Annotated in this window: 12 protein-coding genes and 1 tRNA gene; 8 read left to right on the top strand and 5 right to left on the bottom strand. The window is 59.3% G+C overall.

Annotated elements, in window-relative coordinates; translation table 11 throughout:
* A partial coding sequence (locus VLJ37_05785) for a 3-deoxy-7-phosphoheptulonate synthase (GenBank protein ID HSA59178.1) occupies positions 1-953 on the bottom strand: 953 nt, incomplete at its 3' end.
* A gap of 41 nt (positions 954-994) precedes the next feature.
* On the opposite strand from VLJ37_05785, the gene VLJ37_05780 reads away from it, so the two are divergent.
* Positions 995-2272: a small ribosomal subunit Rsm22 family protein gene (locus VLJ37_05780; protein ID HSA59177.1), complete on the top strand. Its 1278-nt coding sequence runs from the start codon at positions 995-997 to the stop codon at positions 2270-2272.
* Between the two features lie 53 nt (positions 2273-2325).
* Positions 2326-4098, top strand: coding sequence for a hypothetical protein (locus tag VLJ37_05775; GenBank protein ID HSA59176.1), 1773 nt, complete (start codon positions 2326-2328; stop codon positions 4096-4098).
* Here VLJ37_05775 and VLJ37_05770 read toward each other — a convergent pair.
* Positions 4095-4994 carry an RluA family pseudouridine synthase gene (locus tag VLJ37_05770; protein HSA59175.1) on the bottom strand — a complete coding sequence of 300 codons (900 nt, stop codon included), beginning with the start codon at positions 4992-4994 and terminating at the stop codon, positions 4095-4097. The two genes, VLJ37_05775 and VLJ37_05770, sit on opposite strands and share 4 nt — an antisense overlap.
* Before the next feature lie 55 nt (positions 4995-5049).
* Between VLJ37_05770 and VLJ37_05765 the strand changes: the two genes are divergently transcribed.
* The 4 genes from VLJ37_05765 to VLJ37_05750 all read left to right on the top strand — a co-directional run bounded on the left by VLJ37_05765 (position 5050) and on the right by VLJ37_05750 (position 7836).
* Positions 5050-5538, top strand: coding sequence for a DcrB-related protein (locus VLJ37_05765; protein ID HSA59174.1), 489 nt, complete (start codon positions 5050-5052; stop codon positions 5536-5538).
* Positions 5539-5577: 39 nt separating this feature from the next.
* Entirely contained in the window at positions 5578-6345 is a 768-nt protein-coding gene (locus VLJ37_05760; GenBank protein HSA59173.1) for a response regulator, read from the top strand.
* Between the two features lie 227 nt (positions 6346-6572).
* Positions 6573-6643 (top strand) — tRNA-Gln (locus VLJ37_05755).
* Between the two features lie 68 nt (positions 6644-6711).
* Positions 6712-7836 carry a diguanylate cyclase gene (locus VLJ37_05750; GenBank protein HSA59172.1) on the top strand — a complete coding sequence of 375 codons (1125 nt, stop codon included), beginning with the start codon at positions 6712-6714 and terminating at the stop codon, positions 7834-7836.
* Positions 7837-7886: 50 nt separating this feature from the next.
* Here the strand turns inward: VLJ37_05750 and leuD are convergent, their stop codons facing one another.
* Together leuD and leuC are read right to left on the bottom strand one after the other, a co-directional pair.
* Complete coding sequence (leuD, locus tag VLJ37_05745; protein HSA59171.1) at positions 7887-8516, bottom strand: 3-isopropylmalate dehydratase small subunit; 630 nt, start codon at positions 8514-8516, stop codon at positions 7887-7889.
* Positions 8516-9919 (bottom strand): 3-isopropylmalate dehydratase large subunit, encoded by a 1404-nt coding sequence (leuC, locus tag VLJ37_05740; GenBank protein ID HSA59170.1) that lies wholly within the window; start codon positions 9917-9919, stop codon positions 8516-8518. Before leuC ends, leuD begins: the two co-directional genes overlap by 1 nt.
* A gap of 234 nt (positions 9920-10153) precedes the next feature.
* On the opposite strand from leuC, the gene VLJ37_05735 reads away from it, so the two are divergent.
* Positions 10154-11290 (top strand): radical SAM protein, encoded by a 1137-nt coding sequence (locus VLJ37_05735; protein ID HSA59169.1) that lies wholly within the window; start codon positions 10154-10156, stop codon positions 11288-11290.
* Between the two features lie 201 nt (positions 11291-11491).
* Positions 11492-11974, top strand: coding sequence for a hypothetical protein (locus VLJ37_05730; GenBank protein ID HSA59168.1), 483 nt, complete (start codon positions 11492-11494; stop codon positions 11972-11974).
* A 63-nt stretch (positions 11975-12037) separates the two neighbouring features.
* Here VLJ37_05730 and VLJ37_05725 read toward each other — a convergent pair.
* On the bottom strand, positions 12038-12292 hold a 255-nt coding region (locus tag VLJ37_05725), incomplete at its 5' end, for a hypothetical protein (GenBank protein HSA59167.1).

Genomic DNA, 12292 nt, shown 5'->3' with positions numbered 1-12292 from the left:
AAGTCCGCCGGGATCTTCTGATTGCCTTCGTGGAGGTTGCTCTCCACCATCATCCCGCAAATCGACGTGTTGCCGGACAGCACCTGATCGACGCAATGGTCGAAGACCTTGGGCTGGTTCTTGTGATCCTTGTTGGAGTTGCCGTGGCTGCAGTCGACCATGATCTTCTTGCGGAGGCCGTGTTTTTCGAGGGCCTTCTCGCAACGGGCGATGGATTCGGGGTCGTAATTGGGCCCGGAATCCGCGCCGCGGAGGACGACGTGGCTGTACGGGTTCCCGCGCGTCTTGAAGACGGCGATCTTGCCGTTCGCGTCGATGCCCAAAAAGTGATGAGGCTTCAAGGCCGACTGCATGGCGTTGATGGCCGTCTGGATATTGCCGTCGGTCCCGTTCTTGAAACCCACCGGCGTCGAGAGGCCGGAGGCCATCTCGCGGTGCGTCTGCGATTCCGTCGTCCGCGCGCCGATGGCCGACCACGAGATGAGCTCGGAGAGATATTGGGGCGTGATCGGGTCCAGGGCCTCGGTCGCCGTCGGGAGCCCCAGGGCCGTCACGTCCAGCAGGAGCTTGCGGGCGAGCTTCAGGCCCTCCTCGATCTGAAAAGAGTCGTCCAGGTGGGGGTCGTTGATGAGGCCTTTCCATCCGACCGTCGTGCGCGGCTTTTCGAAATAAACGCGCATGACGAGGACCAAGGTCTCGCTCACCCGGTCGGCCAACTTTTTCAACCGGGCCGCGTACTCGCGGGCGGCCTTGGGATCGTGGATCGAACAAGGCCCGACGACGACGAAGAGCCGGCGGTCCTTGCCATCCAGGATGTTGCGGATGGCCTCCCGGCCCGCGAGCACGGTCTTGAGGCTTGCGTCCGGGGCGGGGAGGAGATTTTGAATCTCCGCCGGCGTGGGGACAGGCTGGCTGCCGGCGACGTTGACGTTGACGAGTTTTTTCAGGTCCATTTCACTTCCTTTTGAACGGAAATATCAGCTAGTTTCCCGTCATGCAACCGGTGTCCATGCCGCCTTTTTGGGAGTCCATCCTTAAGGGCTACGTCAAGAAGACCTTCTATGCGGACACGCGCCGCAAGGATTTCGCCGACCGCGCCGAGTTTACCGAAGGGGATTACCGGTTCTTCGTGAAGGGCGTCCGCGACCTGAGCGTCGCCTTCACCCAGGAGAGGGCCTTTCTGCCCAAGAACTACTTGAACCAGAAGGAGCACCGCTCCGGCTACATCCTCTACTTTCTGCCCGTCAACGCCCTGAAGGTGGCGACCCTCCTCGATCAAATCCCTGACGAAATCATTCTAAAAAACCAGCCCCGAAGGGGCGTTGAGGGGGAGGCTCCGACGGCTTTGCCGGTGGAGGGGGCGACGCGAGCCCCTATGATTGACCTGACGATCCTCGACGTCGGCAGCGGTCCGGGGACCGGGATGCTTGGGACGATGCTGCATCTGGAGAAGATGATCCGCTCGGGGAAGGTTCAGAAATTGCCCGTACGATTGCGCTGGATCCTCATCGACCAGAACCGGCAGGCCTTGAATGACGCCGCCGCGCTTCATGATCTCGTCCTGTTTGACCTGCGCCGGCGCTATCCCCGCCTGGAGATTTCCTCGGAGCTGAAGCTCGAGGCGCGCGATCTCTTCGCCGGCAAGGTCTCAAAGTCCGTTCCATCCGCCGACCTGATCCTCTGCCTGAATGTCTTGAGCGAGCTCGCCGCCAACCGGCGCCGTCATCTTTTGGAGGACCTGTTGGGAAACGTCCTCAAGCCGGCTGGGCGCCTGCTTGCCATGGAGCCGGCCCTGCAATCCACGACGCGCGCCCTCATGGACCTGCACGACGAACTCCTCGACCGGGGCTTGGGGCACGTGCACGCCCCCTGCCTCCACCAGGCGGCGTGTCCGATGCTCCAGGCCAACGATCGCGATTGGTGCCACACGTACATCCCCTGGAACCGGCCGCCCTGGATCGAGAAGATCGACCGGCTCGTGTCCATCCGTAAGGATTATCTCAAGTGCTCGTACTTGCTCCTGGGCCGGGAGGCGCCCGCCCGCCGCGAGACCGACCTTTGGCGCGTGGTGTCCGGGCCGCTCAACTCCAAGGGCAAATCCGAACGCCTTCTCTGCGGCGAGGCGGGGCTCCCCGGCCTCCTGCGTGTCTGCCGCCTCGACCGTGACGAATCCCCCGCGAACGCCGCCTTCGACGCGCTCGAGCGCGGCGATCTGGTCCGGATGGCGAAGACGGCGCGCGTGACGAAGGAAACCCCGCTCCGGAAGGCCTAGCCTCCGTGGCGGGAGCCGCGCAACTTTTCCAAGGAATATCCGATGGTTTTCGAATGACGTTGCCGACCGCATTCCTCTCGGCCCGGGGTCTCGCCTCGATCACGATCGGCGGTGTCTCGTACGCCCTCGTTTCGGATCCAACCCCTCTCCATCGGGATTTCGCTGGTTTTTTCGGGGATCGGGTCTCGCCACAGGACTTGATCGATAGTTTTGAACGGCCGGACGCCGGCCTGACCTTGCGCTCCTTAAGCGTGACGCCGACCGGGCCCGACACCTTCGAGACGAGCGCCGAGTTTCACGGACCGGCCGTGGACTCCCATGGAACCTGCACCTATGTCTGGAAGCGACTGCCGGACGGATCCCTCGAGCGCACGAAGGACGCAACCCTGGAGGCCGCGGGCTTCGGCAACCGGATTGCGCTTCAGATCCACGGGAACCTGATCGAATTCTGCCGCAAGGCGGGCGTCGTGACCAACTTCATGTTCGAGGCGCGCGGGGTCGGCCGCTACGCCTACCGGTTCATGGACGGGGTGGAGATCGAACCCGAGACGCTGGAGGAGATCGAGGAAAATCTTCGCAGAGCCTCCCTCTACTTCGAAATCGAGATTGATTGGAACAGGTTCGAGTCGCTCAAGAGCCCGAGGGACCTCTCCGACTTTCTCATTCTCTCCAGTATCCATCCGGGCTGGATGGCACTGGTCGACGACATCATTCACCGGCGGGGATATCAATTCACCGTCGATCAGGTCGTGGACGTGGTGCGGCGCCCGGGACTCGCCCTCCTCTTGGACCGGGAGCGTTACGTCATGCGCCTCGACCTTCGCGACGATCCGTCGTTTCTGCGATTTCACGATTCCGTGCTCGAGGGGCGCAATCAGGAGGCCCTCCAAAGGCTCCGCGGCGTGCTGGGAGGCGCCTATAGCCAATTGCCGGAGGACGTCCGGAACGCGCTCATCGTCCATCGTCCCTACCTCTTTCCCCGTCCCAAGAAAACGCCGCCCGTTCCCGATCTGACGTCAATGACGCAGCCGGAATCCCCCTACCGCGTCCTCGGTTTCCGCTCCAAGGACGGGTTTCTGCTCCGATCGCTCGATCGCGATCCTCCAGGGACGCCGATCCACGAGTACCGGGGGGCGGAGGTCCGGGCCGTGGTTCAGGCGATCGAGGCGGGCACCCAAATCGTGACCGCCACGGGGCTCTCCGGTTGCGGCAAGACCGAGGTCCTGATCTGGAACCTGGAGAGGACGCTGTCGCAAAGGGGTCACCGGGTCGTCTCGTTGGACGCCCAGAGGATGGGCGGGACCGCGGAAACGGCGGTTCTCCTCCGTCGGATCGACGAGTTGGTGCAACCGACAGTCGTGATTTTCGACGAATCGGTCTACATCTCCGGCCCCCGCAAGACCGCCTTCATCGAGTTCGCGCGACGGTTCCTGCAGCGGTCGGGCCAACACATCGTCTTTGTCGGCGGCGGCGTCATATCGCCCGAGGCGCAGCGCCGGAGCATCGAGGACCAGTTGGAGGAAATCTTTCGCCGCTACCCCTCGGCCCACGCGACCCTCCACCCCAAACCCATCAACCTGACCCAGGCCTACCGGTACCTGGGGCTGGCCCGCGTGGATTGGGCCGACGAGTCGGCCAAGCTCGGGCTCCTCACCTACATCCTGGAGCGGTATCCCCCCTATTTTATTCCCATGATCCCCATCCGCCTGCACGAACACGCCGGGATCGGCTCCCTCGAACAGGCCCGCGCGTTGATCGACGCGGAGGCCGATCTCGGTCTGTGGACCGGGGGCGTGGGGATGGTGATCGAAGGCGTCAATGATTAGGCTTGAAGCCGGAGCCGGTCGACCAACTTTCGCATGTCTTTCGGGAGTTCCGAGGAGAACTCCATCTTTTGCCCGGTCACCGGATGGTGGAACTTCAAGTAAGCGGCGTGCAGAGCCTGGCGCGGGAATCGAATTCGATCTTCTTCCTTCCCATAGATCCGGTCTCCCACCACCGGGTGCCCGATCGACGCCATCTGCACGCGGATCTGGTGAGTGCGCCCCGTATTCAAGTTGATCTCCACGAGCGTGGCCCCGCCGTAGCGCTCCAAAACGCGAAAGTCGGTCACGGCCTTCTGACCGGAATAGGCCGTCCCCAGGGCGACCTTCCGCCCTCCCCCCAAGAGGTCGCTCTTTTTCAAAAACCCTTCGATCCGGCCTTGGTCCTTGTCGATCCTCCCCTCGACCACGGCCACGTACTTGCGGCGTATGGTGTGGCGCTTGAACTGGTCGGTGATCTTGTTGGCCTCTTTCGTCTTCGTGTAGACCATCAGGCCGGAGGTGTCGCGGTCGAGCCGGTGCACGAGGCCCAGGTAGTGGTGTTTCAGGTGCGGATTCTTCCGCTTCAAATAGGCGTTGATGATGGAGACGATCGACGGGCGCATCGCAAGGCTGGAAGGTTCGCAGCCGATCCCCGCGTCCTTTTCGACGACGAGAAGGTCGGAATCCTCATAGACGACCTTCAGGAAATACTTCTCGGCGGTGGGCATCGATTCCGCGACGACCTCGATCGCATCCCCCGTCTTCATCTGCCAGGAGGCGATGATGACCTTGCGGCCGTTCACCTTCACGCGGCCTTGATCGAGGAGGGACTTGGCCTTTTTGCGGGAGAGACCGGTCAGCGTCTGCAGGACACGGTCCAGACGCTCTCCCTCCAAGGCGGCGTAGACCTTTCTCACCTTGGGGACATTTGTTTTTACTTTCTCGGGCATCGATGATAACCTTCGCGAATCTATGGGAAAAATCTCCTTTACTGACCTCGAGTTCGAAACACCAGCGAATTGGCAGGATCAGGGCATGCTCACCTTCACGCTCCCCTCCCCGGATAAGAACGTGAAGCCCAACATCATCCTGACCAAGGAGAGGCTCCCGCAGGCCATTCCGCTCCGCCAATATTTCGATCGGATCAAGCAATCGATCATGAATCGCGGCATCCGTGACTTCAAGGTCACCGACGAGCGCGAGATCATCATCGGCGGGGTCAAGGGCATCCAGATGGTGTGCACCTGGGACGTCTCGGCGATGAAGCAGATGCTCGCCGCCCAGCAGGGACCGGGGCAGCCGCCTCCGGATATCAAGCCGGGGCAGATGGTCCAGCAGGTCCAGGTGACGCTTCTGAAGGACTTGACCGCCGTGAACCTGACCGGCAGTTTCCCCGCGGACCAGTTTGATCTCTACTACCGGCCCTTTCAGAACTTTCTGAAGACCATTAAATTTCTCTAGTAGACGCAACTTTTGCCTTCCCCTGCCGATGATACGTTTGTGGGGAACGAACACTTTCAAAAGACCATTCTCTACGTCGACGATCAGCCGAGCCATCGTGCGCTCTTCCTGAAGGCCTTTCAGGGCAAGTATGACATCATGACGGCGGCCTCTGGCGAAGAAGGTATTGAAATCATTAAGAAAAATAAGTTTGCCTTGGTGATCGCCGACCACAATATGCCGGGCATGACGGGCATCGATTTCTTAGAAAAAGTTCAGGAGATGAACCCGAATGCGGAAAAGGCAATACTTTCCGCATACTTAGATGATGGAATTGCCAAGGATCTGAACCGCCGGGTGAAGGTCAGTGGCCAACTCGCGAAGCCCTGGAAACTGGATGGCATGAGGGGTTTCATCGAGAAGGCCATTGCGGCCTTTGGGTCCACTCAGGGTCCGATCGCGGACGAGGGAGAGGTCCCGGGGGTCCCGCCCCTCTCCCGACGTGAAGAGCCGTCCGGCGACCTCGCCACGGACAAGCCGCTTCTCACCAGCCAGGAGCTTGCGCACGCGGCGGGCCACCTGGCCAGCGAGAGCCCCGACATTCGCGGCGCGAGGCGGATCTTTTTGAGCTTCGTCGAACCCAAGATCAAGCCGGTCTTTCCGCTCATCCGCAAGCCCTGCGCCCCGCTCATCAAACAGGCCCAGGACGAGGCGTTGAGAGGCGACGTCGACGCCCTGGAAAAGACGCTGGGCCAATACCTCCAGCAGGACGGCCTCTCGGCCATCCTGGCCGCCATCGCCGATCCGTCCAAGAAGACCGTTCACTAACTTCCTTTACGACCTGAAGCACAGCTTAGATTCGACGATCTGATGGCACCCGAAGGGTGGCCGTAGCGAACGTTGTGCCGCGGGAAGCGGCATAGACCGCTTGCCTCTCATCCGACCCCTTGCTAAAGAATGAGCGAAGAAAGGTCCCCTTTCGCAGCGAATGGTGATTTCGCGGCGAACAGATGAGGGGCAGTTGGGGAGAGAGCGGTATCTCTCCCCAATCTAATTGAGGGATCGTCCAACGGCAGGACACCTGGCTCTGACCCAGGGAATCTAGGTTCGAATCCTAGTCCCTCAGCATTTCACCCCGCTCTATTCTCTCCATCGAGGGGCTATGATATTCTACCTCGAAAAGGAGAAAGACACGTGGCGAATCCTCTCCCGACTTCCGAATATCATCGGGTTTTTCTACAGCTCGCGAAGACCTCTTTCCCGGACCTGGAGTCGGGACTTGAGGTGATCACTCGAGTCGATGCCGACGCTCTGGCGGTCGACCGGGTCAGCGCGTGGCTATTTGATCGCGAGAGAACGGCCATCGTCTGCGAAAAACTCTATCACCGCAGCACGGAATCCTACGAAAAGGGACAAATCCTGAGGAGGGAATGTTATCCCCGTTATTTTTCGGCCTTGGAGGAAAACCGGACCTTGGCGGCCCTCGATGCCCGAATCGATCCGCGGACCTCTGAGTTCACGCCCGATTATCTCATTCCCAATGGAATCACCGCCATGTTGGATGCCCCCATCTGGCTGAATGGCGAATTCATTGGAATCGTCTGTCATGAGCATGTCGGGTCTCAGAGGGGATGGTCCGCCGAAGAGCAAGCCTTTGCCGCCTCCATCGCCGACCTCGTCTCTCTGACGATCGATTCCATCCATCGCCGCAAGGCGGAAGAGGACCTGCGCAGGGCTTATGACGAGTTGGAAATCCGCGTTCGCGAGAGAACGGCGGAATTGGCCCGAGCCAACGAGGATCTCGCATTTCTGGCCAATCACGACGGACTCACGGGTCTCCCCAACCGGGCCCTGTTTGAAGATCGGCTGAAACAAATGATGGCCCAGTGCCGTCGGTCGGGAGAACGATTTGCCTTGATGTTCCTCGATATGGATTTCTTCAAGGCGATCAATGATGGCTGGGGTCATCGCGCCGGCGACGCCGTCTTGAAGGAGGTCGCGGTTCGTCTCAAGAATAACTCCCGCGATGCCGACACGGTGGCCCGGGTCGGGGGAGATGAGTTTATCGTGCTTCTGTCGCAAATTCAGGGCCGGGATGACGTTCGAATTTTCAGCGAGCGAATCCGGAGGGCGTTGCAGGATCCGATCCTTTTCGAGGGGACGCAACACCAGGTGACCTTGAGCATCGGCGCCGCGATCTATCCCGATGACGGCGAGGAGAGCCTTGCCCTGGTGACACGGGCGGATCGGGCGCTCTACGAAGCCAAGAACACGGGAAGAAACGGCCCCCAAAGTTTTCAAGCCGTCTTCCCATATTGAGTCCACCGAGAGCGGCGCAGACCGGTGCCTTCTTGGAGAGTCGCGAGGATTTAGGTCCGAAGGAGCTGTGGGTCGTGCCTTTTCTCGAATTCGGAGATCTCGCCTTCGTGCTCGAGGGTCAGGCCGATGTCGTCCAGGCCGCGGATCAAGTGGTCCTTGACGGCCTTGTCGATGTCGAAGTGAAAGGAGATCTCCTCCGGCAGATGCAGGGTCACCCTCTGCTCCTCGAGACAGACGGTCGCCTCCACGCCGGGGAAACGCCGCACCATCTCGAAGATCTCGTCCACCTCCGCCTCCTTCAATTCCACGTTCAAGAGCCCGTTCTTGATGCTGTTGTTGTGAAAGATGTCCGCAAAGGCCGGGACATCGCCCTTCCGCGGGGCGAGGATGGCGCGGAGGCCGTATTGCGCCAGCGCCCACACGGCGTGCTCCCGTGACGACCCGCAACCGAAGTTGTTCCGCGTCACCAGGATCGACGCGTCGTGGAATTCCGGACGGTTCATCTCAAAATCCGGGTTGGATTTGCCGTTCGGAAGGTAGCGCCAGTCGAAGAAGAGGCTTTCTCCAAAACCCGTCCGCTTGATCGATTTTAAGAACTGCTTGGGGATGATCTGGTCGGTGTCGATGTTCGCTCGGTCGAGCGTGGCGACGACACCCCTGTGGGATTTAAAGGATTCCATCACACCCACTCCCGGATATCCACGAAATGCCCCGCGACCGCCGCGGCCGCGGCCATCTCCGGCCCGACCAAGTGCGTGCGCCCGCCCTTGCCCTGGCGCCCCTCGAAATTGCGGTTCGAGGTGGAAGCGCAGCGCTCGCCGGGCTGTAGCTGGTCGGGATTCATCGCGAGACACATGCTGCAGCCCGATTCGCGCCACTCGGCCCCGGCCGCCGTGAAGATTTTGTCGAGGCCTTCGGCCTCCGCCTGTTTTTTCACCTGTTGCGAACCCGGTACGATCAGGGTCTTGACCGTGGGCTTCACCTTGCGCCCCTTGAAGACGCCGGCGGCGGCGCGCAGGTCTTCAATCCGGGCGTTCGTGCAGCTGCCGATGAACACGACATCGACAGAGATGTCCGTCATCTTCATGCCGGGCTTGAGGCCCATGTAGTCCAAGGCCAGCTCCACATCCTTCTTGGCGACCGTTGGGACCGATCCGGGCTCCGGGACGAAGCCGTCGACGTCGGTCACCATGCCCGGGCTCGTGCCCCACGTCACCTGCGGGGCCAGTTTGGAGGCGTCGATCGTGATCGTCTTGTCGAATTTGGCGCCGTCGTCGGTCACGAGAGTCTTCCAATGGGCGATCTTTTTCTCGAGCTCCGCGCCCTTGGGGGCATAACGCCGGTGGGGTTGTGAAAGGTACTGGAAGGTCGTGTCGTCGGGCGCGATCAAGCCCGCCTTGGCGCCCGCCTCGATGGACATGTTGCAAACGGTCATCCGCTCTTCCATGGAAAGGGCGCGGATCGCGGGTCCCATGTACTCAAAGACGTGTCCCGTCCCGCCGGCGGTGCCGATCAGCCCGATCAGCTTCAGGATGAGGTCCTTCGCCGTGACGCCCTTGGTGCGGGTCCCGACAAAGTCGACCTTGTACGACTTGGCCTTCTTTTGGCGGAGGCATTGCGTCGCCAAGACGTGTTCGACCTCCGAGGTGCCGATGCCGAAGGCCAAGGCCCCGAAAGCCCCGTGGGTCGACGTGTGGCTGTCACCGCAGACGATGGTGCTGCCCGGCAGGGTGAGCCCGTTCTCGGGTCCGATGATGTGAACAACGCCCTGATACACGCTGTCCAAGTCAAAGAGCGTGACGCCAAAGTCCTTGCAGTTTTGCCGCAGGGCCTCGACCTGCGCCCTCGAAATCTCGTCCTTGATGTTGAATCGGTCCACTGTGGGCACGTTGTGGTCCATGGTGGCGAACGTGAGATCGGGGCGGCGGACCTTGCGTCCGGTGAGGCGGAGCCCCTCGAACGCCTGAGGACTGGTTACTTCGTGGATTAGGTGGCGATCGATGTAGATCAGAGTGTCACTGGCCTCGATAGTTGCGACGACGTGAGCATCCCAGATCTTTTCAAAAACTGTTTTGTTAAACATTGGGAATTCTATAGGTCGCCATCAATTCGAATTTCAATTGATTATTGGAATAATGCCAATCTGAGCGATTTGCGAAAGAAGGTGGCAGTTTCGACCCACCCTATCGAATTTTCTTCGGCCCCTTTTCTCTTTAAGGAGCTGTAATCACAAAGTTTATCTAATTGTCCCCCTGACTTTCCTATCTGGCATTCAGATTGCAAATCGATAAAAAAATCAATCAATGGGAGAGTGTTTATGAAGCTGCAATTGATCTTAAAACTCAGCAAACTATGCAATCTCCGCTGCGTTTATTGCTACGAGTACGATGAGCTCGGACAGAAAGAGCGGATGTCTCTCGAATCTCTGGACGCTCTCGTCCGAAGCGTGGGCGATGTGTTGGAGCGGTCCGGAAAATACGAATCCGTTGAATTCACGCTGCATGGGGGGGAGCCGCTGCTGCTTCCACAGGACTATTTGCAGGGGCTTTGCGAGCTGCCCGCCAAACACCTTGCGCCCCGAAGACTGAAATATTCGCTCTCCTGCCAATCCAACCTCTACAAGCTTTCAGACGCGACCCTTCAGTGGCTCAAGGATTACAGGATCAGTCTCGGCGTCTCCCTGGATATCGCTGGTGACCAGCGAGTGACGATCACGGGCGAGAATTCCCAAGGGAAGGTCCTGGACAACGTCCAACGCCTCATCGATGCGAGGATCCCTTTCGGGGCAATAACCGTCCTGCACGCCCAGAATATGAAGGACGCCCTCAAGGTCTACCGATTTTACAACGAGCTCGGGATGGACTACCGCATCCTTCCCATCTTCTCACAGGATGAGGGCGTTCCGGAGAGGATGCGCCACCTGATGATTTCCCGCGAACAGGCCTTGAACATGCTGAAAATCATCGCCATACAGCAGTTACATTCCCCGTCGCGGATCAAGGTTAGCCCCCTTTACGAGTATTTGGTTGCCGCGACCCTGTACCTGTTGGGCCGAAAGACCGTCCCTTTCGACCCGAGGGAGGGGGAGTGGACCCTCGTGGTCAACACAAACGGGGATACCTACAATATCGGGGACCAGTACCAGCCCGAGGGCTACATAGGGAATGCCTTCCGCCAAGGTTTTGAGGAGATCCTCGCCTCACCGGAGCGCGGTCGTTCGGTCGCGACTCGGTTAAGGAGAATGGGGACGTGCCTGGAATGTCCCTATGACTCCCATTGCAGCCGGATACCGATGGTCGAGGCGCTCGAAAGCGAGCGGTCTTACCGTGAGGATGGCGCGTTAAGATGCGGATTGGCTCGTCCCATGATCGAGTTCCTCGTCGACGAGATCAGAAGGTCCAAAGTCGGCGGAAAATTGATCGACGAGACGCTAGCGCTGCAACCCTCCGTCTAAAGATAGATTTGCCCCCATAATTATCAAACTGATATTAGAAAGGGTTCTTTTTAACCACAATCTCTTGACGGCCAATGGCGATCCAGAACCAACCACTCAAAAAGTAATACTTTTTTTAAAGAAGAGATTTGCGGCGGCATGGCATTTTTCTTGCATGGATCTGTGCAATCAATTCACTAGCCACAACCAAGGGGGGAAGACATGAGCAAAAACACCAACCAAAAAAGGCCAACGGGATGGGGAATATTAAGACCCATTGGAATTGCCTCGGTGGCCGCTGCCCTGGGATTTACGGCCTTGCCCCTCGGCAAAAAGGGAGTGGTTTCGATTCCCGACGCCGATGCCCAGGCTACAAGGACTTTTGGGGTCAAGCCGATGGTGGTTGAAGGTACCGATACCGCGATGGTCAGCCAAATGCGTGGGATGCTTTCCCAAATGAGGGAGATGATGGAGGAAGCCAAGTCTAGGCCGGTATTCACCAACGCCACCGGCCCGCAATTCATCATGTATATGAAACCGTCCGCCGATCCTGCGGGAATGGCCGTCATGAACATTGAGCGCTATGATTATACTGCGATGAAGGACGGGTCGACCCGAGTGGATATGAAGATGATGAAGTTCGACGAGAGCATGATGAACATGACGGTGAAGGATCTCTACGACAAGATCATGATGGGCCAGTAGATCTACCCGTCAATCCGATTGGAAAGAGAGAACGGTCCGACCATAGTGAATGGTTGGACCGTTCTATTTTGGAAGGGCAACGGCGAGCCAATCGGGCAATTGGCCGACCAGATGCTTCATGATCTCTCGCGTCCGCTCGATAAAGAGTTCGTAATTGCCATAGGCCTCACCGCCTCCCGAGCCGACTAAATCGCTGACACCGCGCAGAATAAGCAGACGAGTCCCGTTGCGTTGGGCCACCCAGGCAATGGAAGCTGATTCCCAGTCGGCGGCGACGGCGTTGTATTTGTCGATCAGCCGGGGTATATCCTCTGCGAC

This window comes from bacterium (assembly GCA_035454885.1).
Lineage (GTDB): Bacteria > UBA10199 > UBA10199 > JACPAL01.
The sequence above is the reverse complement of the archived record's forward strand: the minus strand, read 5'-3'. Positions and strand labels throughout refer to the sequence as shown.